Annotated in this window: 24 protein-coding genes; 12 read left to right on the top strand and 12 right to left on the bottom strand. The window is 71.4% G+C overall.

Annotated features, from left to right (window positions below; translation table 11 throughout):
• Positions 1–538: 538 nt before the first annotated feature.
• The 4 genes from DEJ30_RS05295 to DEJ30_RS05280 all read right to left on the bottom strand — a co-directional run bounded on the left by DEJ30_RS05295 (position 539) and on the right by DEJ30_RS05280 (position 3,383).
• Positions 539–760 (bottom strand): cold-shock protein, encoded by a 222-nt coding sequence (locus DEJ30_RS05295; protein WP_309146757.1) that lies wholly within the window; start codon positions 758–760, stop codon positions 539–541.
• 4 nt (positions 761–764) lie between these two features.
• Positions 765–1,874 carry an acyl-CoA desaturase gene (locus DEJ30_RS05290; RefSeq protein ID WP_110859361.1) on the bottom strand — a complete coding sequence of 370 codons (1,110 nt, stop codon included), beginning with the start codon at positions 1,872–1,874 and terminating at the stop codon, positions 765–767.
• A 133-nt stretch (positions 1,875–2,007) separates the two neighbouring features.
• Entirely contained in the window at positions 2,008–3,051 is a 1,044-nt protein-coding gene (locus tag DEJ30_RS05285; RefSeq protein WP_110859360.1) for a helix-turn-helix domain-containing protein, read from the bottom strand.
• On the bottom strand, positions 3,045–3,383 hold the full coding sequence (locus DEJ30_RS05280) for a hypothetical protein (protein WP_146238504.1): 339 nt from the start codon (positions 3,381–3,383) through the stop codon (positions 3,045–3,047). Before DEJ30_RS05280 ends, DEJ30_RS05285 begins: the two co-directional genes overlap by 7 nt.
• A gap of 192 nt (positions 3,384–3,575) precedes the next feature.
• On the opposite strand from DEJ30_RS05280, the gene DEJ30_RS05275 reads away from it, so the two are divergent.
• From DEJ30_RS05275 to DEJ30_RS05260, 4 genes are all read left to right on the top strand, one after another.
• On the top strand, positions 3,576–4,364 hold the full coding sequence (locus DEJ30_RS05275) for a helix-turn-helix transcriptional regulator (RefSeq protein WP_110859358.1): 789 nt from the start codon (positions 3,576–3,578) through the stop codon (positions 4,362–4,364).
• Positions 4,357–5,070 (top strand): GAF and ANTAR domain-containing protein, encoded by a 714-nt coding sequence (locus tag DEJ30_RS05270; protein WP_110859357.1) that lies wholly within the window; start codon positions 4,357–4,359, stop codon positions 5,068–5,070. The genes DEJ30_RS05275 and DEJ30_RS05270 overlap by 8 nt, the downstream gene beginning before the upstream one ends.
• Entirely contained in the window at positions 5,067–5,780 is a 714-nt protein-coding gene (locus tag DEJ30_RS05265) for a GAF and ANTAR domain-containing protein (RefSeq protein ID WP_110859356.1), read from the top strand. The genes DEJ30_RS05270 and DEJ30_RS05265 overlap by 4 nt, the downstream gene beginning before the upstream one ends.
• Positions 5,781–5,874: 94 nt before the next feature.
• Positions 5,875–6,921, top strand: a complete 1,047-nt coding sequence (locus DEJ30_RS05260) for a LacI family DNA-binding transcriptional regulator (protein ID WP_110859355.1) — start codon at positions 5,875–5,877, stop codon at positions 6,919–6,921.
• Between the two features lie 124 nt (positions 6,922–7,045).
• Here DEJ30_RS05260 and DEJ30_RS05255 read toward each other — a convergent pair whose 3' ends face one another.
• The 4 genes from DEJ30_RS05255 to DEJ30_RS05240 are packed head-to-tail and all read right to left on the bottom strand — an operon-like array spanning position 7,046 to position 12,743.
• The gene (locus DEJ30_RS05255; protein ID WP_110859354.1) at positions 7,046–9,520 is read right to left on the bottom strand and encodes a TIM-barrel domain-containing protein; all 2,475 of its coding nucleotides are present in this window, start codon (positions 9,518–9,520) and stop codon (positions 7,046–7,048) included.
• A 10-nt stretch (positions 9,521–9,530) separates the two neighbouring features.
• Positions 9,531–10,442: a carbohydrate ABC transporter permease gene (locus tag DEJ30_RS05250; RefSeq protein WP_110859353.1), complete on the bottom strand. Its 912-nt coding sequence runs from the start codon at positions 10,440–10,442 to the stop codon at positions 9,531–9,533.
• Complete coding sequence (locus DEJ30_RS05245) at positions 10,439–11,410, bottom strand: carbohydrate ABC transporter permease (protein ID WP_110859352.1); 972 nt, start codon at positions 11,408–11,410, stop codon at positions 10,439–10,441. The genes DEJ30_RS05250 and DEJ30_RS05245 overlap by 4 nt, the downstream gene beginning before the upstream one ends.
• 25 nt (positions 11,411–11,435) lie before the next feature.
• Entirely contained in the window at positions 11,436–12,743 is a 1,308-nt protein-coding gene (locus DEJ30_RS05240) for an ABC transporter substrate-binding protein (RefSeq protein ID WP_258369828.1), read from the bottom strand.
• Positions 12,744–13,033: 290 nt separating this feature from the next.
• Between DEJ30_RS05240 and DEJ30_RS05235 the strand changes: the two genes are divergently transcribed.
• Entirely contained in the window at positions 13,034–14,863 is a 1,830-nt protein-coding gene (locus DEJ30_RS05235; RefSeq protein WP_258369827.1) for a BCCT family transporter, read from the top strand.
• Between the two features lie 75 nt (positions 14,864–14,938).
• On the opposite strand, the gene DEJ30_RS05230 is transcribed toward DEJ30_RS05235, so the two are convergent.
• The 3 genes from DEJ30_RS05230 to DEJ30_RS05220 are packed head-to-tail and all read right to left on the bottom strand — an operon-like array spanning position 14,939 to position 18,147.
• Positions 14,939–16,093 carry a low temperature requirement protein A gene (locus tag DEJ30_RS05230; protein WP_110859349.1) on the bottom strand — a complete coding sequence of 385 codons (1,155 nt, stop codon included), beginning with the start codon at positions 16,091–16,093 and terminating at the stop codon, positions 14,939–14,941.
• A 10-nt stretch (positions 16,094–16,103) separates the two neighbouring features.
• On the bottom strand, positions 16,104–16,787 hold the full coding sequence (locus tag DEJ30_RS05225; protein WP_375231867.1) for a LuxR C-terminal-related transcriptional regulator: 684 nt from the start codon (positions 16,785–16,787) through the stop codon (positions 16,104–16,106).
• A gap of 4 nt (positions 16,788–16,791) precedes the next feature.
• A complete protein-coding gene (locus tag DEJ30_RS05220; protein ID WP_181420012.1) occupies positions 16,792–18,147 on the bottom strand; it encodes a sensor domain-containing protein in 1,356 nt (451 codons plus the stop codon).
• A 41-nt stretch (positions 18,148–18,188) separates the two neighbouring features.
• Between DEJ30_RS05220 and DEJ30_RS05215 the strand changes: the two genes are divergently transcribed.
• A complete protein-coding gene (locus DEJ30_RS05215; protein ID WP_375231869.1) occupies positions 18,189–18,947 on the top strand; it encodes an NADPH-dependent F420 reductase in 759 nt (252 codons plus the stop codon).
• On the opposite strand, the gene DEJ30_RS05210 is transcribed toward DEJ30_RS05215, so the two are convergent.
• Positions 18,944–19,327, bottom strand: coding sequence for a helix-turn-helix transcriptional regulator (locus DEJ30_RS05210; RefSeq protein ID WP_110859345.1), 384 nt, complete (start codon positions 19,325–19,327; stop codon positions 18,944–18,946). The two genes, DEJ30_RS05215 and DEJ30_RS05210, sit on opposite strands and share 4 nt — an antisense overlap.
• Before the next feature lie 89 nt (positions 19,328–19,416).
• Between DEJ30_RS05210 and DEJ30_RS05205 the strand changes: the two genes are divergently transcribed.
• From DEJ30_RS05205 to DEJ30_RS05180, 6 genes are all read left to right on the top strand, one after another.
• Positions 19,417–20,016, top strand: a complete 600-nt coding sequence (locus tag DEJ30_RS05205; RefSeq protein WP_181420011.1) for a type 1 glutamine amidotransferase domain-containing protein — start codon at positions 19,417–19,419, stop codon at positions 20,014–20,016.
• Positions 20,009–20,956 carry an SDR family NAD(P)-dependent oxidoreductase gene (locus tag DEJ30_RS05200; RefSeq protein WP_110859343.1) on the top strand — a complete coding sequence of 316 codons (948 nt, stop codon included), beginning with the start codon at positions 20,009–20,011 and terminating at the stop codon, positions 20,954–20,956. The genes DEJ30_RS05205 and DEJ30_RS05200 overlap by 8 nt, the downstream gene beginning before the upstream one ends.
• A gap of 82 nt (positions 20,957–21,038) precedes the next feature.
• Entirely contained in the window at positions 21,039–21,998 is a 960-nt protein-coding gene (locus DEJ30_RS05195; RefSeq protein WP_110859342.1) for an alpha/beta hydrolase, read from the top strand.
• The gene (locus tag DEJ30_RS05190; RefSeq protein WP_110859341.1) at positions 21,991–22,482 is read left to right on the top strand and encodes a nuclear transport factor 2 family protein; all 492 of its coding nucleotides are present in this window, start codon (positions 21,991–21,993) and stop codon (positions 22,480–22,482) included. Before DEJ30_RS05195 ends, DEJ30_RS05190 begins: the two co-directional genes overlap by 8 nt.
• Before the next feature lie 96 nt (positions 22,483–22,578).
• A complete protein-coding gene (locus tag DEJ30_RS05185; protein ID WP_258369825.1) occupies positions 22,579–22,935 on the top strand; it encodes a nuclear transport factor 2 family protein in 357 nt (118 codons plus the stop codon).
• A gap of 96 nt (positions 22,936–23,031) precedes the next feature.
• Positions 23,032–23,547, top strand: a complete 516-nt coding sequence (locus DEJ30_RS05180) for a MarR family winged helix-turn-helix transcriptional regulator (RefSeq protein ID WP_110859340.1) — start codon at positions 23,032–23,034, stop codon at positions 23,545–23,547.
• Positions 23,548–23,561 lie beyond the last annotated feature (14 nt).

Raw genomic sequence — 23,561 nt, 5'->3', positions numbered from 1 at the left:
ACCGACGCCGTCAAGCGCGGCCTCCTCGTCGGCACCGCCACCATCACCGCCCAGATCAAGTAACACCCCGCACCACCACAGTCGGCCCGGACCACGCAGCAGCGCGGCCCGGGCCGACTTGCGTCGTGCGTCGTGCGTCGTGCGCCGAGCGGAACCGGGCGTACCTGGTGGAACCGGGCGTACCTGGTGGAACCGGGCGTACCTGGTGGAACCGGGCCTACCTGGTGGGTTGTTTCGACCAGGTACGCCCGTTCTTGCGAACCAACGCGCGCGCGATGGGAAAGAACGCGCGCGCGATGGGAAAGAACGGGCGCACGGACGGACGGGAGGCCCGGTGCCAGCTGGCACCGGGCCTCCCGTCCGTCGTGTCCGCGCGCCGGGCCGGCGGCCCCCTGCCGGGACTCGGCCCCGCGGACAGGTTGCGGGTACCGGGACCCGCAACCTGTCCGCGGGGCCGAGACTCGGGCTGCCGCGGCCATGCGCGCAACGAGCGACGCCCCGACCGGACCGGTCGGGGCGTCGCTCGTGGTGGTGCCGATCAGCGGATGATCGAGATGTTGTCCGCCTGCGGACCCTTCTTGCCCGGCCCGATCTCGTACTGCACGTGGTCGTCCTGGGCGAGCGGCCGGGAGCCGGTCGCCGCGACGATGCTGGAGAAGTGCGCGAACAGGTCCTGGGACCCGTCGTCGGGGTGGATGAAGCCGTACCCCTTGCTGTGGTCGAACCACTTGACGGTGCCCGTCGGCATGGCGGTCAGCACGGTGTCAGTGGATGCGCAGCTGCGCGACCATCGGGCACGCGAAGGGGTCGCGGGCGGCGAGGCCGACGCGATTGAGGTACCGGACGACGATGCCGTAGGACCGCAGCAGCGTGGTCTCGGTGTAGGGCACGTCGAGGGTGTCGCAGTGGTCACGGACGAGCAGGCGGGCCTGCTTCAGTGCCGGGCGCGGCATCGACGGGAACAGGTGGTGCTCGACCTGGTAGTTCAGGCCGCCCATCAGGAACGACACCCACCAGCCGCCACGGATGTTGCGCGAGGTGCGCACCTGGCGGGAGAAGAAGTCGACCTTCGCGTCGTGCGCGATGGTCGGCATGCCCTTGTGGTTCGGGGCGAACGAGGCGCCCATCATCACGCCGAACACGGCGAGCTGCACCCCGAGGAACGCACACGCCATCCCGAACGGCAGGAACCAGAACACGACGGTCAGGTAGATCGCGAAACGCGCCACGAGCAGGGCACCCTCGATGAGGCGGTGCTTCTTGTCGGCCTTGGTGCCGTTGCCGGTGACGATCGACATCACCGCGTAGCGGTGCAGGTTCAGGCCCTCGAGCGTCAGGAGGGGGAAGAACAGCCACCCCTGGAAGCGCATGAAGGTCTTCATCGCGCCGCCCTTGACGGCCGCGGCGTCCTCCGGCAGGAACCGGATGCCGTCGGGCGCGATGTCGGGGTCCTTGCCGACGGTGTTCGGGTTGCCGTGGTGGCGCGTGTGCTTGTTCATCCACCACGAGTAGCTGAGCCCCACGAGGAACGTGCCGAGCCAGCGGCCCGCGCGGTCGTTCCACTTCTGGGACTCGAACACCTGACGGTGCGCGGCCTCGTGTGACAGGAACGCGAACTGCGTGAACAGCACGCCCAGCGCGCCGGCCACGATCAGCTGGAACCACGAGTCACCGAGGAACGCGAACGCGACCCAGGTGAGGGCAAGACTGCCGACGAGTGCGCCGAACAGTGCCCAGTAGAAACCGGTACGACGGCGGAGCAGGCCGTTCTCCTTCACCTGCGCCAGCAGCGCGGAGTAGGTCGAGGTGCCCTTGCGGGCACCCGTAGCGGGACGAGTGCGGGTGTAACCCTGAGCGAGCGGAGTGGTGGTCATGTGGACCGCCTTCCGGTACGGATCGGTCCTTCAACCGGTTCGAGGGAGTTCACGCGAGTGCGCTTGTGGCGACCCTAGGGGCCGAACTTGCGTGTTCACCGTGGTGTCCGGAACACGTCGCGGACACACCGGTTCAGCCCGCGTGGCGCTCCGGACCGTCTGCGCACGACCCGGACGATGCACGCAACGTCTGCCCGGGGTACTCCCTGAACCGACGGAAGTACGTCCCCGAGAACCGCCCGAGGTGCCGGAAGCCCCAGGCCATCGCGGCCTCGCTCACGCTGGTCTCGTGCCGGCTGCTGGACTCGAGGACCGCGTGCACCCGGTCGAGCCGCATCCGCAGCAGGAACGTCATCGGCGAGACGCCGTGCTCCCGCATGAAGGACGTCTGCAGGGTCCGCGGGCTCACACCCACGGCGTCGCAGATGTCGGTGAGGCACAAGGGCCGGTCGCAATGGCCCTCGAGGTAGGCCTCGGCGAGTTCGACCGTCGACGGCATCACCGCACGGCGGAGCACCGCGGGCGTCAGCACCCCGAAGGCTCGGAGCACGGCCTCGACCAGCGCGACCTGCGCACCGGTCCGGGCACCCGAGGTGAACCCGTCGCGCGTCGCGGTGACGGCCACCTGCTCGACGCACCGGCGCAGGTGTTCGAGCGCCGCGATGGCGGGCTCGGCTCCCCGGGTCGGCAGTCCCGGCGCTGCTGCTCCCAGCGACGAGCCCACCTGGTCGAGGAGCGACCGGTCGATGCTCACGAGCTGCAGCGTGCCCTTCGGGGCACGCACCGAGAACTCCCCGGACGTCGGCATCAGGACGGGCGTGCCGGGCCTGGTCTCGAGGACGACCCCGCCGTCGACGGCGACGCGGACACCGCCGGTGCTCGACCACCCGACGACGATGCGGTCGTTGGGTTGGAAGACCCCGGAGAAACCGGAGGTCGCCGACACCGTGACGAGGCTCACACAGCCGTCCCGTCGGGTCCGGTAGCGGAACCGGAACGGCAGCCGGAAGGCGTCGTCCTCGAGGTCGAAGCGCACGTCCCGGCCGTGCCCGGCCTGGGCGAGCACGCGTGCCGCGAAGGCCCGGTCGGTACCGGAGCGTTCGGTGCGACGTCGGTGAGCGTCGATCCGCGCGGTGACGGTCCGGGCCGTGTCGGTCCCGTGGACCGCGGTCAGCACGGTGCCTCGTCGAGGTGCTGTCCGCAGTGGTGCTCGAACCAGGCGCGGGCGTCCTGCAGGGTGGCCCGTCGGTCGTGCTCGTGCAGCGCCGCCATGAGCGTGCAGTCGAAGCCGTCGACCGTGCGCTCGATGAACCCGAGGAGCATGTCCGGGTCACCCCAGGCGGCAGCTGCGTCGACGACGCGCCAGCACCCGGAGTCGACCGGCTGCACCCGGATGTCGGTCGGGTCCGTGGCGGCGAGCGCCCGGATCCGGTCGGTGTGGACGACCTGCTGCCAGACGACGGCATCGGTCATCCTGGTCGTGGTCGTGGAGCCCTGTCGGTGTCCCATCGCGCCTCCCTGTCGGTTCGATGTGGCGCACCGCCAGAACAGCGGCACACGAGACAGTTTCAGTATCGACAGGACACTTCCCGCAATGTCAGGGGTTGACTTCGGGCCGTACAGGGCTGATCATGCTCGGCCTCGCTCGGCCTCGATCGGGCCCTGGGAGCGCACCATCGACGGTTCCCGTACGGTCGGCTCATGACCGACGGGAGCAGTGCGACCCAGGACGTCCCGCCCCGGCTCTCCCGTGCGGTACGTGACGCCCTCCGGTTCGTCCACGAGCACGCGGCGACCCACATCACGGTCGCGGACGTCGCTGCGGCCGTGCAGTTGTCGCCGCGGAGCCTGCAGAAACGGTTCCAGGCCGAGATCGGGCAGACCCCGGGGACGTTCCTCCGGGCGGTCCGGCTCGAGGGGGTGCGGCGTGATCTGCAGGCGGCTTCCGGCGCACCGGACCGGCAGACCATCGCCGAGATCGCCGAGCGCTGGCAGTTCAGCAACGCGGGCCGGATGGCCGCGGCCTTCCGTGCGGCCTACGGGATCGCTCCCTCGTCGGCGTTGCGCTCCTTCGTTCCGGAGGAGGACGAGGACGGCGCACCGAGCCTGTCGGACCGGAACCAGCGGCGCTTCCGCCTGGTGCTCGATTGCGAGGTCGACGTCGACGACCCGAAGGCCGTGCTCACCGGGGCCCTGCAGCGAGCGGGGTCCGGCCCGTGGCGCGACTACCGGCCCGACGGCGGGAGCGAGGACCTGATGGCGTTCCTGCTCGGCAACGCGGTGCGGGCGGTCGTGCGCGAGACGTCCGGCGTGAGCCTGGTCGCCCTGGACGCGATGCTCCGGGTGCAGGACGAGCAGGGGTCGTACCCGCCGGTCGAACTGCCGGCCTGGCGCGCAGGACCGCCGTCCAGCGCGCCTGCGCCGTCCGGATCGTCCGGAACGGGACAGCGCGTAGGATCGGATCACGGCAGGGAAGGCGACCATGGATGACGCATTCGAGCGTGCACTCCGTGCGCTCCGGTCGGCGGACATCGCCGACGACGAACTCAGTCGGCCGATCGCGCTCGCGCTGCCGATGGGCGGCGTCGCGATCTCGACGTTCGGTGAACTCTGCCCCAGCGAGACCGTCTCGGCGACGGACCAGGTCGCCGTCCGCGTCGACGAGATCCAGTTCGACCTGTCCGAGGGCCCGTGCTGGGCCGCCCTGGCGAAGGACGCCCCGGTCCTGGAGACCGACGTCGTCCGTCATCCGAACGCCGCGTGGCCCGCCTTCAACGAGGCTGTCCGGAGCGAACCGGTCGGTGCGGTCTTCGCGTTCCCGGTCGCGTTCGGCCCGTTCCCGCTCGGCGCGGTCGACGTGTACGTGCCGCGGCCCGCCACGATCGAGGACGACACGGTGCGGCAGGCCATGACCCTCGCCTCGGCCGTCAGCCGCCGGGTCCTCCGCAGAGCCCTCCGCTCGATCGCGGACGAGGACGACGCCCTGCTCGACCGGAGTCCCTCGTCGCGTCGCGTGGTGCACCAGGCCACCGGGGTCGTGCTCGCGCAGCTCGACATCAGCCCCGAGGACGCCTACCTGCTGCTGCAGGGCCACGCGTTCGCCCGTCGGAGGACGATGCGGCGGGTGGCGGAGCAGATCCTGGACGGCACGGTCCGGTTCGAGAAACGAGGCGACCTGATCGAGGAGGTCCAGTGACGACGGCAGGCAGAGAAGCACAGATCCTCGAGACGTTCACATCGCTCGCCGACACCCTGGTGGATGCGTACGACGTCCTGGAGCTCCTGCAGACCCTGGTCGAGACCTGCGCCGACGTGCTCGGCATCGACGCCGCGGGCATCCTGCTGGCGAACGACGACCAGGAGCTCGAGGTCGTGGCTTCGACGTCCGAGGCCACCCGGCTCGTCGAGGTCCTGCAGCTCGACGCCGAGGCCGGCCCCTGCATGACCTCGTTCGCGACCGGACGGGCCGTGACGTGTCCGGACATCGAGTCGGCACCGGCGGAGTGGGCGATGTTCCGCACGGGTGCGCTCGCGCTCGGGTTCCGGTCGGTGCACGCCGTCCCGCTGCGGCTGGGGAGCAACGTCATCGGCACGCTCAACCTGTTCGGTGTCGGCCCCGGTTCCCTCGGGGAGACGGACCTGCGCGTCGCCCGGGCCCTGGCCGACGTGGCGACGATCGGCATCCTGCACGAACGGTCCCTGCGCGAGCACGAGGTCGTCCGCGCACAGTTGCAGCGCACGATCGGCTCGCGTGAGGTGATCGAGCAGGCCAAGGGTGTCGTGTCGTACCTGCGGGGCGTCTCGATCGAGGACGCCTTCGCCGTGATCCGCGGGTACGCGCTCGAGCACCACGAAGCACTCTCCGAGGTCGCCCGCGCGATCGTGCAGCGCCGACTCGTCCCCTGACGAGCAGGCCGGAGCGCGCCTGAGCACGCCCCGTCGACACCGCTGGCCCGGTCGGTCCGCCGGACCCCGACCCTCCGCCCGCTACGGTGAGCGGATGGGCAAGGTCACGCTGCAGGACGTCGCCGCGCACGCCGGTGTCTCGATGAAGACCGTGTCCAACGTCGTCCGCGGCTACCAGCACGTCAGCGACCCCATGCGCAGCCGGGTACAGGCCGCCATCGACGAGCTCGGCTACCGGCCGAACGTGTCGGGCCGGTCACTCGCGACCGGGCGGTCGAACATGCTCGCCTTCGCGTTCCCCGACCTGCGTCGCCCCTACTTCGCGGAGCTCGCCCACGTCTTCTCGCGGGTCTGCGCCGACCGCGGCTACCAGCTCCTGCTCGAGGAGACCGCCGGCGACCCGGACGGCGAGCGCTCCGCCGTGCGGGGGCGTGAGGCCGGCGTGGTCGACGGGGTCGTGATCCACCCCCAGGTGCTCACGCCCGAGACGATCGACCGGATCCGCGGGGACACCGCCGTGGTGTTCCTCGGCGAGGACGTCCGGCCGCCGCACGCCGACCAGGTCGTCATCGACAACGCCGGCGCCGCCGCCGAGGCCGTCGCGCACCTCGTCGCGCTCGGTTGTCGCCGCATCGGGTTCTTCGGGCACGAGACCGGGCCGTCCTCGCGCACGTCCGGCCTGCGCCTGGACGGCTACCGCGCCGGACTCGTCGCCGCGGGCCTGCCGCTCGACGACGCGCTGCTGGTCCCCCGCGAGGTCGGCGACGCCGCCGGTGCCGAAGTCGCCTTCGGTGCGGCGCTCGACGCCGGCCTGCAGGTCGACGGGCTGCTCTGCCGCGACGACCTGGCGGCGCTCGGGGCGCTCCGGGCGATGCGCCTGCGCGGCCTGGACGCGCCCCGTGACGTCGCGGTCGTCGGCTGGGACGCGGTCGGCCTCGGGTCGAGCCTGGTGCCGAGTCTGACCTCCGTCGCACCCGACACGGTCGCCCTCGCCGGCACTGCCCTCGACCTGTTGGTCGAGCGGATGGACGGCTCCGAGGTGCCCGGTCGGCTCGTCACGGTCGGCCACCGCCTGCTCGTCGGCGAGAGCGCGCCGTACGCGGACGGCACGTCCGACCGGGCGGCGCACCAGGGCGCCTGACGACGGACAGGAGGCCCGGCGCGCGCCCGGCCACGAGCCTCCAGTCCGCAGTGTGGCCGGTCCCAGGGCACGTGGCGGGCCCGGCCACGGGCCTCCCCTCCGCCTCGTCCCACGTCGCCTGCCGTCAGCGGCCTGCGGGAGTCGACTCCCCCGGGTGCACGCTGCCGAGCAGCTCGACGACGACGTCCCGCAGGGCGTTCGGCAGGCCCACGGTGCCGAGCTCGACGATGCGCTCCGCACGCGGCAGGTCCTTCGCCACGACCTCCCACGCCTCGAGCTTCTCCGGGTTGCCGGCCTGCGCGCCCTCGAGGACCCGCCGGACGGCGTCCCGCGCGTCGACACCGACGACCGGTGCGCCGACCAGCGTGACTGAGCCACCCGACGCGGAGTCGACCGACAAGTCGACCGAGAACCGGTCGGCCGAACGCGCCGACGGCTCCTGGCCGTCGGCAGGTGCGGCGAGGAACGTGATCCGCCACTCGCGGTGGGCGGGGACGACGTCGAGGGCTCCGGTGGTGGCGTGCACCCGGAACTCGGCGTGCTCGGGGTCCCAGCTGAGACGTGTCCGGGCGGTGCGGCTGCCCTCGCCCTCGTGGTCCTCGACCATGGTGAAGGCACCCGGGGCACCCGGGGCGACGAGGACCTCGAACGCCGTCGGGTTGACGGTGGCGTCGAGCTGGTCGGCCGCGGCGAGCGGCAGGATCCCGCCGGCGCGCAGCAGGACCGGCACCGTGTCGAGCGTGCGGTGCAGGTCGACGAACCGGTCGCCCGCGTACACCGTGCCGGTGAAGACGTCGGTCCAGGTGCCCGGCGGCAACCAGGCCCGGGCGACCCCGTGCCGGCTGACCGGGTCGCGGGGTGCGACGATCGGGGCGACGAGCAGCTCCGAGCCGAACGCGTAGGTGTTCGGCACCCGGTACGCCTCGTCGCGGCGCGGCTCCAGGTGGTAGAGCGGCCGGACCAGCGCGGTTCCCTCGGCGGTGCCGTGGTTCATCGTGTGCAGGTACGGCACCAGGCGGTGGCGGAAGCGGAGCGCCTCGCCCATCGCTGCGCGCGCCTCGGCCGGGAACACCCACGGCTCCTTGCGGATGAACGGGTTGTTCGCCGAGTGCAGACGCATGATCGGCGAGAACACCCCGAACTGCACCCAGCGGGTGGCGAGCTCGTCGTCGCGGACGCCGCGGGTGTGGCCGCCGATGTCGTGGCTCCACCAGGGGTAGCCGATGTTCGCGGCGGTGGCGGTGAACTCGGGCTGGAACGCCAGGGACGCCCACGACACGACGGCATCGCCGGAGAACCCGACGGCGTAGCGGTGGCTGCCGGGGCCGGCGTAGCGCGAGAAGGTCATGCCGTCGACCGGGGCTGCAGCTTCGTCTGCGTCTGCGCCTGCGCCTGACGCGGTGTGTCGCGCCGAGTCGAGCAGGTGGAAGTGGTTGAGCAGCCACAGCGGGTCGACCCCGGGCAGCCCGGTCTCGCGGCCCTGCTGCCAGTCGATCCACCAGAAGTCGACGCCCTGCTCCTCGAGCGGGCGGTGCAGCTGTTCGAAGTACGCCTGCAGGAACCGGCGGTCCGTCGGGTCGAACGGGATCGGCTGCTCGGTCTCCGGGTCGACCCCCATCGCGCGCGCCACCGCGGGGTAGGCGTCCTCGAACGCCCGCACGCCATCGGCCGGGTGCAGGTTCAGCGTCGTGCGCATCCCCCGGCGGTGCAGTTCGGCGAGGAACGCCCGCGGGTCCGGGAACAGCGACGGCTCCCACGAGTACCCCGTCCAGCCGTTGCCGAAGCGCGGCGGGACCGAGTCCACCCGGTGCCAGTCCATGTCGATGACGGCGACCGAGAACGGCAGGTGTTCGTCGGCGAAGCGGTCCAGCAGCTCGAGGTACGAGGTGTCGCTGTACGGGTGGTACCGGCTCCACCAGTTGCCGAGTGCCCACCGCGGCATCCGCGACGGCGGCCCGGAGACCGCGTGGTAGGTGCGCAGCGCGGCGTCGTAGTCGCGGCCGTACGCGAAGACCGTGACGTCGCGGCGCCCGGGGACCCGCGTGCCGATCCAGCCGTCGTCGGCGAACAGGAACGACTCGCTGTCGTCGAGCGCGGTGATGCCGTCGCGGGCCAGGATCCCCGGTTCGAGCGGCATCCGGCCGTCGACGTCGTCGAGGGTGCGGCCGGTGCCGCCGAGGTCGCGCGGCTCCTGCCCCCAGCGCCAGCGGTTGGCGTCCGGGCCGGTGGTCTCGACGACCAGGCCGCTCGGGCTGAACGGGCGGCCGTCGTAGCGCAGTCGGGCGCGGTCGGTGGTGACGACGACGCCGGCGGCGGTGCCGGTGCCGTCGGCGGCGGCCGTCCGCTCCACGGTGAACGCCGGCACGGGCAGGCGGCGGCGCATCGCGAAGGTCGATGCCCGGTCCTCGAACCCGCCGTCGTCGCTCCACTCGATGCGGAACGCCCCGGCGTCGAGCACGGTGATGCGCCAGTGGTCGCCGGTGACGACGGCTGCGGGGTCGGCGACCGGGTCCGAACCGGGGAACGGACGGATGGTGGGAAGGACGGCGCTGGTGGTGCCGGTGGTGGTGGTGGTGCTGGTGCCGGTGGTGCTGCTCACGTGGTGCCTCTCAGCTCTTGACCGCGCCCTGCGTCACGCCGCTGATGACCCAGCGCTGCGCGAACAGGTAGACGATGATCGTGGGCGCCATCGCCATCAGGTACGAGGCGAAGGCGACGTTGTAGTTGGTGCCGAACTGACTCTGGAAGATGTTCTGCACCACGGGCAGGGTCTGCAACCCCGGATCCGCCGTGATGAGCGACGGCATCATGAAGTCGTTCCACGATGCCAGGAACGCGAAGATGCCGACCGTCGCGTTCATCGGGCCGAGGAGCGGCAGGATGATCCGCCAGAAGATCTGCCACGTGGATGCCCCGTCGATGCGGGCGCTCTCCTCCAGCTCCACCGGGATCGACCGCAGGTACGCCGAGTAGAGCAGCACGCTGAACGACAGTTGGAACATGGCGTGCAGGATCCCGACGCCGATCGGGTTGTCGAGGCCGATCTCGGCGGTCAGCTTGATCTGCGGCAGCGCCACTACCGGGAACGGCAGGAACATCGCCGCGAGCAGGTAGACGAACGAGTAGCGGAAGAACCGCTTGTGCCAGTTCCGGACGATCGCGTACGAGGCGAACGAGCTGAGCAGCAGCGTGGCGACGACGGTGAGCGCCGCGACGCCGAGGGACACCGAGAAGGACACCGGGAACCGGGTCAGCTGCCACGCCTCGGCGAAGGAGCCCGGGTTGAACGGGAACGGCAGCGAGAGCGCGTTGCCGTCGACGGACTGCTCGGTCGTCTTGAACGCCATCGAGAGCGTCACGTACAGCGGGATGAGCACGGTCAGCGACGCGAGGCCGAGGACCACGGTCAGGGTCCAGTTCGTACCGCCCAGTCGTCGGCGGTGGCCGCGGCCGGAACGACCGGCGCCGCCGGTGGTCACGGCGCGGGTGTCGGTCGGGGGTCGTGTGTCGATGGCGGTCATGCGAGTCGCAGGTTCCTTCCGCGGGTCGCCGCGAGCTGCAGCACGGAGATGAGGACGGTGATGATGAAGAACACGGTCGCGTTCGCCATCTGGTAGGCGTAGTCGCCGCCGGTGAAGCCGCCGAAGATGGTCATCGCGACGCTGCTCGTCGCGCTGCCGGGGCCGCCGTTGGTCAGACCGACGATCACGTCGTAGGCGCCGAGGTAGCCCTTCACGCCGAGCACGGTGTTGATGACGATGAAGCCGCCGAGCAGCGGGAGCGTGATCGAGCGGAGCTGCTTCCAGCCGGTCGCGCCGTCGAGCGCACTGGCCTCGTACAGCTCCTCGGGGATGGACGTCAGACCCGCCGTGTAGATGAGGAGCGCGCCGGGCACGGTCTGCCAGGCGGACACGATCACGATCGCGAGCCAGGCGAGGTTCGGGTCGCCGAGGATGCTCTGCTCGAGCGGGCCGAAACCGACGCTCGTGGCCAGGGCCGGCACGGTGTTCGAGAACAGGAAGTTGAACACGTAGGCGACGATGATCCCTGAGATCACCATCGGGATGACGAACACCGACCGCAACCCGGCGGCGAACCGGATCTTCTTCGCCAGGGCGATCGCCAGGGACAGCGCGACGACCTGCGTGACGACGACGGTGACGGCCGCGAAGCCGAGCGTGAAGCCGTACGACGCCAGGATCGCCGGGTCGGAGACGAGCGCCTTGTAGTTCTCGACGCCGATGAAGTCCCACTGCCCGAACCCGAGGTAGTCGGTGAAGCTGTAGAACACGCCGACGCAGGCGGGGGCGACGACGAACGCCGTGAACAGCACGAGGGCCGGCACGAGGAACAGGTAGTACATGCCCTCGGTGCGGCTGAGTGAACCGACACCGCGCGCGCCCACACGTCGGTGCGTGCGGGCGGCGTCGGTCGCCGGTCCGGAGGTCTCCGGGTCGGTGTCGCGGGAGAGCGGGGTCTGCATGGTCATGGTGGCTCCTGTGTCCTGGTCCGGCTCAGACCGTCGCGGAACGGCCGGCGAGCCGCCGCCAGTCCGAGTCGAGCCGCTGCAGCATCGAGGTGAAGTCCCCGCTCCGGATCGCCGACTGCAGGTAGTTGCCGAGCGGGATCGACGTGGGGATGAAGGTGCCGGCGCCCTGGTAGAACGCCGCGTCGTCGACGTACTGCTGCAGGCCGGCGAGGCGCTCGTCCTGCTGCGGCGGTGCGTCGATGCGAGGCGAGTACGCCAGGTTGTCGCGGTTGTAGGCGTCGATGACCTCGGGCTGCATGAGGAACTCGACGAGCTCCTTCGCCTGCTCCGGGTGCTCGGACGCCGTGGGGATCCAGAGCCCGAGGTCGATGTTGACCCGAGCCTTGCGGTCGGCCGGGTCGTTCGACACCGGCAGGGCGAAGGTGCCGACGGGCAACTTCTCGTCGATGAGCGCGATCTGCCCGAGCGCCCACGGGCCCTGCAGGTACATCGCGGCCTCGCCCTTGCCGAACGCCAGGTTGCCGTCGGCGTAGGCCCGGGTGGCGTGGTCGCGGTTGAAGAACGACGAGATGGTCTTCGCGCGCTCCATCGGCACCGCGAAGTCCTTCTCGAACGACACCTCGGAGTCCGGCCCGACGTCGGCGCCGAGGGCCTTCATCCTGCGGAAGAACGAGCCGGTGTCGACGAGGCTGCCCACCGAGTAGTCGAACAGGCCCTGCCAGAGCGTCCAGGTGTCCCGGTCGGTGGCGTAGATCGGCGTGATGCCGGCCTTCTGCAGCGTCCGGCAGACCTCGACGAACTCGTCCCACGTCGTCGGGACCGGCAGGTCGTGCTCGGCGAAGATCCGCTTGTTGTAGATCACCCCGGCCGCCGCGAGCGAGTACGGCAGCACGCTCGTGCGGTCCTCGAACTTCGCGTACTGGTTCGTCAGGGTGTCGATGTCCGGTCGGACCCGCGCTGCCGACGGCAGGTCGCTGAGGTCGCTGAGCACGCCGCGCGAGATGTACCGGGCGAGCTCGAGGTTGTCGTTGAAGCACCCGACGTCGGCCGGTTCGCCGCGCACGAACTGCGGGGCGATGGCCGCCGTGCTGTCGTGCACGACCGACAAGCCGGCGTGCTCCCCCTCGAACTTCCGCAGCAGCTTGTCGAAGTAGGCGATGACCTCCTGCTTCTGCTCGTAGAAGCGGAGCGTCGTGGCACCACCGGCGGCACGCCCCGGGGTCGCGCACCCGGCGAGCGCCATCGTGCCGAGTGCGATGCCACCGGCCGCGCCCGCGAGGAACCCCCGCCGGCTCACCGCGGCCTGGAGTGTTGCGGTCCTGCTTCCCACCATCGGGTCTCTCCCTCGTTGCGCATCGTCGCGCAGGCTCCTGTTTACAGCGCTGTAAAGCGCACGTCAACGTTGTAATCGCATGTGGCAGTGGTCGGTGCGCCCCATGGACGGGAGGCACAGTGCCATCCCGCCCCGCGCCTCCCGTCCGCCGAAGCGCGCGTCCACGGCCGCGAGTCGCCGCCTGGTCCACGAGCACGCGGCGCGCTGGGACGGAGACGGCGCGGAGCGCATCGTCGGCCACGACACGCCTGGGCGAACGTACAGGAACGCGAGCGGGCACCATGGACTGCATGGCAAGCACCACTCCTCCCCTGCCCGGACCCGTGACCACGACACCGCAGTTGCGGCGGTGGGTGTTCTGGCCCGCCGCCGTCATCGTGCTGGGGTTCGTGGCCTTCACCCTGATCTCACCCTCCACCGCCGAGGCGCTGTTCCTCGGTCTGCAGGACGGCATCGTCAAGAACTTCAGCTGGTACTACGTGCTGATCGCCGCGTTCTTCGTCGGCTTCTCGCTGTTCGTCGGCTTCAGCCGCTTCGGTGACATCAAGCTCGGCAAGGACCAGGACGAGCCCGAGTTCTCGACCGGTTCGTGGTTCGCACTGCTCTTCGCCGCCGGCATGGGCATCGGCCTCGTCTTCTACGGCGTCTCCGAGCCCCTCAGCCACTTCGCCTCCCCGCGCCCCGGCGTCACCGGCAACGAGAAGGAGCTCGCGCAGCAGGCCCTCACGCAGACGTTCCTGCACTGGGGCCTGCACGCGTGGGCGATCTACGTCGTCCTCGGCCTCGCCCTGGCGTACGCGATCCACCGCCGGGGTCGCCCGGTGTCGATCCGCTGGGCCCTCGAACCGCTGCTGGGCAACCGCGTGCGCGGCGGCTGGGGCAACCTGATCGACGTGGTCGCCCTGGTCGGCACGCTGTTCGGCGTCGCGACCTCGCTCGGCCTCGGGGTCATCCAGATCGGCGCCGGACTCGAGAGCGCGGGCATCGCCGACAGCAGCATCGTCAGCCAGATCGCCATCATCGCGGTGATCACCGCCGTCACGATCGTTTCGCTCGTCACCGGCGTGACCAAGGGCATGAAGATCCTGTCGAACTTCAACCTGCTGCTCGCCGCGGCACTGCTGCTGTTCGTGCTCATCGTCGGGCCGACGCAGTTCCTGCTCCGCGACTTCGTGCAGTCGATCGGCTCCTACCTGCAGAACATCGTCGGCCTGTCGTTCAACGTCACCGCGCAGCAGGGCGCCGAGGGCGAGGCCTGGCAGGGCGCCTGGACCACCTTCTACTGGGGCTGGTGGATGTCGTGGGCGCCCTTCGTCGGTGTCTTCATCGCCCGCATCTCCAAGGGCCGCACCGTCCGCCAGTTCGTGTTCGGCGTCCTCCTGGTGCCGACCGCGCTCACGTTGCTGTGGTTCGCCGTCCTGGGCGGCACCGCGATCCACCGCCAGACCGACGGCTCGGGCGGCCTGATCGGCTCGGACGGCTCGGTCGACATCGAGGGGTCGCTGTTCGCGGTCCTCGGCGACCTGCCCGCCGGCATGGTCCTGACCTACGGCGCGATCCTGCTCATCGGCGTGTTCTTCGTGACCTCGTCGGACTCCGGTTCGCTCGTGATGGCGATGATCGCGTCGGGCGGTGACATCGAGCCGAAGAACTGGCTGCGGGTCTTCTTCGCCGGTGTCGCTGCACTGCTCGCCGTCGCCCTGCTGCTCAGCGGTGGACTGAACGCCCTGAAGACCGCGGCGATCACGACCGCGTTGCCGTTCAGCGTCGTCCTGATCCTGACCTGCTGGTCGACGATCATCGCCTTCACGCGCGAGCGCCGCGCCTACGACAAGGCCGAGCGCGAGGTCCTGCTCGAGCACGTCGGCGCCTACTACGGCCTCGAGGTCGAGGCGCCGACCGAGCGTCCGGCACGGTCCGGCCTCGGCCGTCCGTGGGCCGCGGTGAAGAACCGGGTGCGCGGCGGCCGCGGAACCGCGTCCTCGGCGGTGGAGGCCGGTGCGCTCGAGGACTTCCCGGTGCGGCCGTCGTCGGTCTCGGCCGACCCGGCGGTCGACCCGAGCCTGGACGCGCGTCCGACGTCGGCCGACACGTCGGCGACGGAGCACCCCGAGCGCTGACGGGTGGTCGACGCGACCACCTGACGGACGGGAGGCACGGTGCCAGCTGGCGCTGTGCCTCCCGTCCGTCGTCCGTCAGGTGTCGGTCCGTGCGGACGCGACCTCGAGGGTCACGACGACCGCCGCCACGGCGAGCGCCGTGACCGGCAACGACACCGCCGGCACCGCGATCGACGCGAGGACCACGAGCACCAGGGCCACCACGACGGCGTTGGCCCGTGCCGACAGCGACGGCCGGATCGCGAGCGCCCAGATCGACAGCACGAACACCGCGACCGGTACCGCGACGGTCGCGGCGACCGAGGCGGAGGACAGCTCGACGTGTCCGGCGTCGGCGCTGACCGCGACCTCGATGCCGGCCGGCAGGGCACCGGCGGCGGCGAAGACGAAGTAGTGGCCGTAGCCGAACACGAGCGCGGTGGGCAGCGAGCGGATGTGCGCGTGCTGCTCGCGTGAGAAGTAGATCCACCACATGCCGACCGTGATCACCAGCCCGCAGCCCGCGAGCGCCAGCAGGGCTCCGAGGTGCTCGGTGTGCGAGAGGGCGTCGATCACCGCGCCGGCCGAGGCCACCAGCCCCTCGCCCAGGACGATGAGGGTGAACAGGGAGAACCGCTCGGCCAGGTGCCGGGTGTGCCACGGGGCCGTCCCCGTCGAGGTCTGCGCCCAGATCGGCACGGACAGCTCGGCGAGCACGAGGAACGGTGCCGCGTACCCCCAGACGTCGTCGGGCAGGGCCAGGGAGAGCACCCAGAGCAGCTGCACGACCGTGATGCCGACGGCGTGCAGGGTGGCGGTCCGGCGGTAGCGGGTGGAGGATGCGGCGGCGCGGATCCACTGCCCGACCAGGGCCAGCCGCATGACGACGTAGCCGATGATGCCGATCGTGAAGTCGTTCTCGACCATGGCCGCGTGCACCCCGGCGGCGAGGACGAGCACCCCGGCCATCTGCACGAAGGTCATCACCCGGTAGAGCCAGTCGTCGGTGTCGAACGACGTGGCGAACCACGTGAAGTTCATCCAGGCCCACCAGATCGAGAAGAACACCAGCCCGTAGGAGAGGACGGCGGAGGTGACGTGTCCCTCGACCTCGATCTCGTGCAGGTTCGTCGCGGCGAAGCCGACCGCGACGACGAACACCAGGTCGAACAGGAGCTCCAGGGGGCTCGCGGCCCGGTGTCGCTGGTCGGGGTCGCGCGGCACCATGCGGCGCAGTCCGATGGTCGTCATCTCCGGCTCCTCAGCGCTGTTCGGAGCGCTGTTCGCGCAGGTAGGTGAGCACCGCACGGACACGACGGTTGGCGTCGTCCGGTGTCAGGTCGAGCTTCGTGAACACGTTGCCGACGTGCTTGGCGACGGCGGCGTCCGACAGGTGGAGCGCCGCGGCGATGTCGGCGTTCGAGGCGCCCTCGGCCATGTGCGTCAGCACGGTCCGTTCACGGTCGGTCAGGCGGGACAGCGGGCTGGGTGCGGCGCGGCCCCCGGTGAGGTGCCGGACCACCTCGGGGTCGACCACGACGCCACCGTCCGCCACGGTCTCGAGCGACCGGAGGAACGTCGGCACCTTGCCGACGCGGTCCTTCAGCAGGTAGCCGACACCGCCGTCGCCGTCGTCGAGCAGGTCCTGCACGGAGGCGTCCGCCACGTACTGGGACAGCACCACCACGGGCAGCCCGACGTGCTCCCGGCGCAGGGCGATCGCGGCACGCAGCCCGTCGTCGGTGCCGTCGGGGGGCATCCGGACGTCGGTGAGCACGAGGTCGGGGGCCTCCCCCGCCGCGACGAGGGCGGTCACGCCGGACACCAGGCCGACGGCGTCCTCGGCCGTCCCGACGACGGCGTGCCCGAAGCGTTCGAGCAGGCTGACCAGGCCGGCACGCAGGAGGACGGAGTCCTCGGCCACGAAGATCTTCACGAGCGTCATTGGATCACGAGTCGGTGCGGTCACGCTCGCGCGGGGGCACGGCCGCATCGCGCAGGGGCACGGCCGCGCGCAGGGGCACGGCCGCGTCGCGTGGCGGCACCGCCTCGGCGTGCAGCGGCACCGTGAACCGGAGCGCCGTCGGGCCGCCCGCCGGGCTGTCGACCACGAGCGTCCCGCCGAGCACCGCCGCACGTTCACGCAGACCGTCGAGCCCACCGCCGGGCGTGGGCACCGCACCGCCCGTCCCGTCGTCCACCACCTCGAGCCGGAACCATCCGTCCGCTGCCCCGGCGGTCACCGACACGGCGTGGACGGCACCGTGCCGGACGGCGTTCGTGAGCGCCTCGCTCACGACGAAGTACGCCGCCGTCTCGGTCCGCGCCGGCAGCCGCTCCGGCAGGCGGACGTCGACGCGGACGGGCAGCGGCGAGCGCGCGGCCAGCTCGTCGACCGCGGCACCGAACCCGTGGTCGACGAGCACCCGGGGATGGATGCCGCGCACGCTGTCCCGCAGCGCCCGGGCGGCGTCGTCGACGTTGTCGGTGATCCGGTCGGCCGTGGTGCGCAGTGCGTCGAGGTCGGGTCGGTCCCGCTCCGCGGCCGCTGCGAGGGCCGCGTCGAGTTCGACGACGAGCAGGCCGACGTTCATCGCGAGCACCGTGAGCTGCTGCTGGGCGCCGTCGTGCAGGTCGCGTTCGATGCGCCGGCGTTCGGCGTCGAACCCGTCGAGCAACGCCTGCCGGGAGTACGTGAGCTCCTCGACGCGCTGCTCGAGCACCTCGGCCCGGCCGGAGAGCAGCGTGCGGGCGATCGACACCTCGGCGAGCGCCAGGGCGGCGAACCCGTAGAGCGCGACGACGAGCACCGCCATCGACCCGGCCAGCACGACCGGTGCGGCGAGGTGCAGCCCGGCTACCGCGTTCCCGATGACGTCGTCGGGCCGGGGTGCGCCGCCGATCGACGCGCGGACGGCGAGCACGAGGGCGACCAGCGTCAGCACCAGGAGCGCGAACCCGGCGGCGGCGAAGGCGGCGAACACGACCAGGTGCCCGAGTTCGCGCCAGACCACCTGGTCGCGCAGTCTTTCGCGGATCCCTCCCGGGCGGTTCCGGCGGACAGCACGGGGGTCGGCGATGCGCGGCTCGCCGATCACGACCGGGTGCCACCGCTCGAAGCGGGCGATCAACACGGCCCAGAAGGGGGCGACGAACCAGGTGGCCACCACCGGCGCCGCGAGGACGAGCCCGAGTGCGGCGGTCAGGGCGACGAACAGCACCGACCGCCACGGGGTCGACGAGAGGAGGAACCGCCACGGCGCGATGCGCCAGTGCGGCTGGTCGGGGCGGGTCGCGCTCGGCACGTGCCCACGGTAGGGGCCCGCGCGGCTCGGCACCACCGGCCCTGCCGAGACCCGTCGCGGATACGTCGAGTGACGGATGCCGCCGTCGGCGTCGACGAGCGACCGTTGCTCGGAACCCATCCGGATCGAGGAACAGGAAGCACATGACCACCACCCCCATCGAGACCCTCGGCATCATCGGCGCCGGCAACGTCGGCGCGCAGATCGCCCGCCGCGCGATCGCCGTCGGGCTCGACGTCGTCCTCGCGAACTCCCGCGGGCCCGAGACGCTCGAGTCGCTGATCGACGAACTCTCCCCCGGTGCCGGAGCAGCCACCGTCGCCGACGCCGCCCGGGCCGGCGACGTGGTCGTCGTCTCGATCCCGATCAACGGCTACCGGGACCTGCCGGCCGAGGCGTTCGCGGGCAAGGTCGTCGTCGACACCGGCAACTACTACCCGGAGTTCTTGGGACCCGTGGACGAGCTCGAGCAGGGCGCGGTGCCGACCACCTCCGAGCTGCTCCAGCGGTCGCTGCCGGACGCCCGGGTCGTCAAGGCGTTCAACAACCTCGGTGCCGCCGACGTCACCACGGACGGGTCCCCCGCGGGCACGCCGGGGCGCCGAGCCCTGACCGTCGCCGGGGACGACGCGGACGCGAAGGCCGTCGTCACCGAGCTGCTCGAGCGGTTCGGGTTCGACGTGGTCGACGTCGGGCCACTCAGCGAGGGCTGGCGGTACGAGCGCGACCAGCCGGCGTACGGGGTCCGGCACGACCGGGCCGGCATGACCGCCGCACTGGCGGCAGCGGCTCGCCGCTAGCCCGGGGGCGACACCTCGGGCGCCGCCCGCGCCTCGGGGTCGTCCCGCACCGCAGCCGCGACGAGCGTGTCGAGCAGCCCTGGCCAGCGCGCGTCGAGCGCGTCCCGGCGCAGCTGCACGGCGTGCTCGCGCCCCGTCACCCGCGTCCGCGTCAGCCCCGACTCGCGCAGCACCTTGAAGTGGTGCGAGAGCGTCGTCTTGTGGATGTCGAGCCGGTAGTCGGTGAGGTTGCACGGGTGGTGGTCGCCGTCCGACAGCCGCTCGATGATCACCAGTCGCGCGGGGTCACCGGCCGCCCGGAGCACCCGCACCAGTTCGAGGTCCTCGACGGCGGGCAGGGGGAAGGGGTCGTGCCCGACCGTCGACTCTTCGTTTGACATGCATCAAACCTATCAGGGATGATCCCAATGGTTTGATGCTTGTCAAACAATGCCGAGGCAACGGCCTCGACGCCGAAGGAGTGACCACCGTGCCCACCACCACCGACCGCCACGTCACCGACAACCGCGCCCCGATCCGCGCCGACCGACCCCCGGTCGGCCGGATCGCGATCGTCACCGCGGACCGCGTCGAGGACGTCGAGTTCTTCTACCCCTACTACCGCTTCGTCGAGGCCGGCTACGACGTCGACGTCCTGACGCCCGACGGCGGGACCCTCACCGGGTACGTCGGCCTGTCGCTGCGGACCGGGCTGCAGCGCGTCGCGGACGCCACCGCCGAGCACTACGACGCGGTCTTCATCCCCGGCGGCCTGGCCCCGGCCGAGGTCCGGACCGTCCCCGAGGCCCTGTCGTTCGTCCGGGACTTCGCCGCCACGGGCCGACTCATCGGCTCCGTGTGCCACGGACCCCAGGTCCTGGCCTCCGCCGGGCTGGTCGACGGACGCAGCCTGACGTCCTGGCACGAGGTCGCCGACGAGGTCCGTGCAGCGGGCGGCACCTGGATCGACGAGCCGGTCGTCGAGGACGGCCAGTTCGTCACCGCCCGGAAGCCCGGGGACATGCCGCAGCAGCTGGCCCGGATCCTCGAGCGGCTCGCCACGGCACGGACGGAGCGCGACGATGTCTGACCCCGTCCGCACCCCCTTCTCCGCATCCGCCACCGCGGCCGACGTCCTCGCCGGCGTGGACCTGCACGGCCGCAGGTACCTGGTGACCGGAGGCGCCTCCGGCATCGGCGCGGAGACCGTCCGCGCCCTCGCCGGCGCCGGAGCCGAGGTCGTCGTCGGGGTGCGCGACACGGCCCGCGCCGATGCGGCGTTCGCCGAACTGGAGGCTCGTGGCCGGGTCGTGCCGCGAGCGCTCGACCTCAGCGACCTTGGTTCCGTGCGCCGCTTCACCGACGCGTGGCAGGGCCCGGTCGACGGGGTGGTCGCCAACGCCGGCGTGATGGCCCTGCCCGAGAAGCAGCTCGCCGCATCGGGCTGGGAGATGCAGCTCGCGACGAACCACCTCGGCCACTTCGCCCTGCTGCTCGGCCTGCGGGAGCACCTGTTCGCGGCCGGGTCCGCGCGGGTGGTGACGGTGAGCTCGACCGCGCACCTGCGCTCCCCGTTCCACTTCGAAGACCCGCACTTCGCGGTGCGTCCGTACGACCGGTGGGCCGCCTACGCGCAGTCGAAGACGGCCGACGTGCTCCTCGCGGTGGGCGTCGCCGACCGCTGGGCGGAGCACGGCGTCACCGCGAACGCCGTGATGCCCGGCTGGATCACGACCCGACTGCAGCGCCACCTCGACGACGCGACGCTCCGGGCGATGGGCGCGCTCGACGACGACGGCAACCGGATCGAGCAGCCGTTCTTCAAGACGCCGGCGCAGGGCGCGGCGACTTCGGCACTGCTGGTCGCCTCCCCGCTGGTCGCCGGCGTGACCGGGCGGTACTTCGAGGACAACCAGGAGTCACCGGTGCTCGACGACGGCACCGGCCACGACCGCGGGGTGGCGCGGTACGCGCTGGACCACGGCGACGCGGAGCGGCTCTGGACGCTGGGTGCCGGATACGTCACCTGACGGATGCTGCCGGGACGGGCCTCCTGTCAGCGTGGAGCACGCCACGCACCATCCGTCACCAGCGACCAACGAGGAGCCCACCATGACCGGAAACCCGAAGCACATCGCCCTGGAGCCCGCCGCCCAGGAGTTCGTCGACGCTACGTCGAACCCGCCGTTCCTGAACGACCTGCCGCCCGCCGAGGGACGCAAGGCGGTCGACTCCGTGCAGGACTCCCCCATCTTCAAGCCCGAGGTCGACGAGGAGTGGCTGGAGATCGAGGGCGGTCCCACCGGCACCGTGAAGATCCGCCTGGTCAAGCCGGCCGGCACCACCGCGAACCTGCCCGTGATCCTGTACGTGCACGGTGCCGGCTGGGTCTTCGGCGACGCCCACACCCACGACCGCCTGGTGCGCGACCTCGCCATCGGGTCGAACGCCGCCGTCGTGTTCCCGGAGTACGACCGCTCGCCCGAGGTCGGCCACCCGGTCGCACTCGAGCAGTCGTACGCCGCGGCCCAGTGGGTCGTCAAGGAGGGTGGCGACAAGGGGCTCGACGCCTCGCGCTTCGCGGTCTCGGGTGACTCGGTCGGCGGCAACATGGCGATCGCCCTGGCACTCCTCGCCGCCGAGCGTGGGGACGTCGAGTTCGTGAAGCTCGTCGCCTTCTACCCGGTGACGAACGCCGCGTTCGACACCGGTTCGTACGAGGAGTTCGCCGAGGGATACTTCCTCACCCGCGCCGGCATGCAGTGGTACTGGGACCAGTACACGACCGACGAGGCCGTGCGTGCCCTGCCCACGGTGTCGCCGCTCCGTGCGCCGCTCGAGGTGCTCGCGACCCTGCCCGAGACCCTCGTCATCACCGGCGAGGCCGACGTGCTCCGCGACGAGGGCGAGGCCTTCGCGGCACGCCTGCGCGAAGCCGGCGTCAAGGCGACGAACGCCCGGTTCGGCGGCATCGTCCACGACTTCGTGATGGTGAACGCGCTGCACGACACCGAGGCCGCGAAGCACGCGCTGATGCTCGCCACCGCGTCGCTCCGCGCAGCCCTTGCCTGAGCAGGAGCGTGCCCGCGCGGGCACCCCGGAGACGCTCGAGACGCTCGTCGCGCGCGAGGAGATCCGCACCCTGCTGGCGATCTACGCCCGCGGGGCCGACCGTCGCGACGCGGTGCTCGAGGCGTCCGTGTTCACCGAGGACGGGGTCGTCGTGCTGTACGACGGCGACCCCTCCTCGCACGATCCGGTCGACACGATCCACGGCCGGGAGCACCTGGCCGAGACGTTCGCCGGACTGATCGCGCAGTACGAGGTGACGACGTACCTCAACGGCCAGTCCACGATCCGGTTCACGGGGCCCGACGCCGCCGAGGGCGAGACGTACTGCGTCGCGTTCCACGTGCTGCACGACGGGGACGAGCGGGTGCTGCTGACGATGTCCATCCGCTACCTCGACCGGTTCGTGCGGGCCGAGGGCGCGTGGGCGATCGCGCACCGGGACCTCGTCTTCGACTGGACCGACCGGTCCCCGTCGCACACTTGACGAAGACCGCCACCACCGCACCCCGACACCGACACCGACACCGACCACCGACCACCGAACACCGACCACCGACCACCGACCACCGACGGAGACACCATGTCGCAACCGCTCGAATCGCTCATGCACGCCAACCTGTTCGAGGTGTTCGGGGAACGCGACCCGGACCGCCGCCGCGCCGCCATCGAGCGGACGTACGCCCCGGACGTCGAGTTCCTGGACCCCGACGAGGTCGTCACCGGCCACGACGCCCTGCACACCAAGGCGCAGCGCCTGCTCGACGAGGCCCCCGGGTTCGTGTTCTCGCCGGCCGGACCGGTCTACGAGAACCACGGGATGGGGTACCTCGCCTGGCACTTCGGCCCGGAGGGGCAACCGCCCGTCGTGTCCGGGATGGACATCTGCTTCGTCGAGGGCGACGTGATCGCGAAGGTCTACACGCTGCTGACCAGCTGAACCCACCTGCGGACGCCCGACCCGGCGCAGCGTCACACACCCTGCGATGATGGTCGGGCGTCTGGACGGCGGGCGCGCGGCAGGAGGACACGGGCGATGTCGATGCAGCACGAGGTGCCCCCGGAGTCGCCGTACGCCTACATGAGCGCCGAGCAGGTGCGCACCTGGTACGCGTACATGAAGCTCCAGCTGCGCCTGCGGTACGAGATGAACCGGCAACTGCGGGCGGACAGCGACATCTCGCTCGCCGACTACGACGTCCTCGTTGCGCTCACGAGCGAGCCGGGCGGCGAGATGACGATGTCGGCCCTGGCGACCCGCATCGGGTGGGAGCGCAGCCGTGCCTCCCACCATGCCAAACGCATGGCCGAACGCGGGTTCCTCGAGCTCCGTCGGGCCGAACACGACCGGCGCACCACGGCCGTCGCTCTGACCGAGGCGGGCTGGCGGACGCTCCGCGAAGCGACACCGAGCCACACCGAACTCGTCAAGGACATGTTCTTCAGCGACCTGCGCGAGGACGAGCTGACGGGCTTCGCCGACGTGCTCGAGCGCGTCTACGAGTCGGTGCTCGAGCACGGCACCCTGCCCCGACCGGCCGACCACCCCTAGCCGCGCTTGCCCTC

Origin of the sequence: Curtobacterium sp. MCPF17_003 (assembly GCF_003224385.1) — a bacterium.
Lineage (GTDB): Bacteria > Actinomycetota > Actinomycetes > Actinomycetales > Microbacteriaceae > Curtobacterium > Curtobacterium flaccumfaciens.
This window is presented reverse-complemented; position numbering and strand designations above follow the sequence as displayed.

Bases quoted from the DNA above. Each gene is read 5' to 3' on its own strand.
- DEJ30_RS05270 (WP_110859357.1), top strand. From the start codon at position 4,357: ATGGATGACGCATTCGAGCGTGCACTCCGTGCGCTCCGGTCGGCGGAC.
- DEJ30_RS05225 (WP_375231867.1), bottom strand. From the start codon at position 16,787: ATGACGCTCGTGAAGATCTTCGTGGCCGAGGACTCCGTCCTCCTGCGT.
- DEJ30_RS05230 (WP_110859349.1), bottom strand. From the start codon at position 16,093: ATGACGACCATCGGACTGCGCCGCATGGTGCCGCGCGACCCCGACCAG.
- DEJ30_RS05210 (WP_110859345.1), bottom strand. From the start codon at position 19,327: ATGTCAAACGAAGAGTCGACGGTCGGGCACGACCCCTTCCCCCTGCCC.
- DEJ30_RS05200 (WP_110859343.1), top strand. From the start codon at position 20,009: ATGTCTGACCCCGTCCGCACCCCCTTCTCCGCATCCGCCACCGCGGCC.
- DEJ30_RS05180 (WP_110859340.1), top strand. From the start codon at position 23,032: ATGTCGATGCAGCACGAGGTGCCCCCGGAGTCGCCGTACGCCTACATG.
- DEJ30_RS05250 (WP_110859353.1), bottom strand. From the start codon at position 10,442: ATGACCGCCATCGACACACGACCCCCGACCGACACCCGCGCCGTGACC.
- DEJ30_RS05240 (WP_258369828.1), bottom strand. From the start codon at position 12,743: ATGGTGGGAAGCAGGACCGCAACACTCCAGGCCGCGGTGAGCCGGCGG.
- DEJ30_RS05260 (WP_110859355.1), top strand. From the start codon at position 5,875: ATGGGCAAGGTCACGCTGCAGGACGTCGCCGCGCACGCCGGTGTCTCG.
- DEJ30_RS05280 (WP_146238504.1), bottom strand. From the start codon at position 3,383: ATGGGACACCGACAGGGCTCCACGACCACGACCAGGATGACCGATGCC.
- DEJ30_RS05275 (WP_110859358.1), top strand. From the start codon at position 3,576: ATGACCGACGGGAGCAGTGCGACCCAGGACGTCCCGCCCCGGCTCTCC.
- DEJ30_RS05235 (WP_258369827.1), top strand. From the start codon at position 13,034: ATGGCAAGCACCACTCCTCCCCTGCCCGGACCCGTGACCACGACACCG.
- DEJ30_RS05245 (WP_110859352.1), bottom strand. From the start codon at position 11,410: ATGACCATGCAGACCCCGCTCTCCCGCGACACCGACCCGGAGACCTCC.
- DEJ30_RS05290 (WP_110859361.1), bottom strand. From the start codon at position 1,874: ATGACCACCACTCCGCTCGCTCAGGGTTACACCCGCACTCGTCCCGCT.
- DEJ30_RS05195 (WP_110859342.1), top strand. From the start codon at position 21,039: ATGACCGGAAACCCGAAGCACATCGCCCTGGAGCCCGCCGCCCAGGAG.
- DEJ30_RS05185 (WP_258369825.1), top strand. From the start codon at position 22,579: ATGTCGCAACCGCTCGAATCGCTCATGCACGCCAACCTGTTCGAGGTG.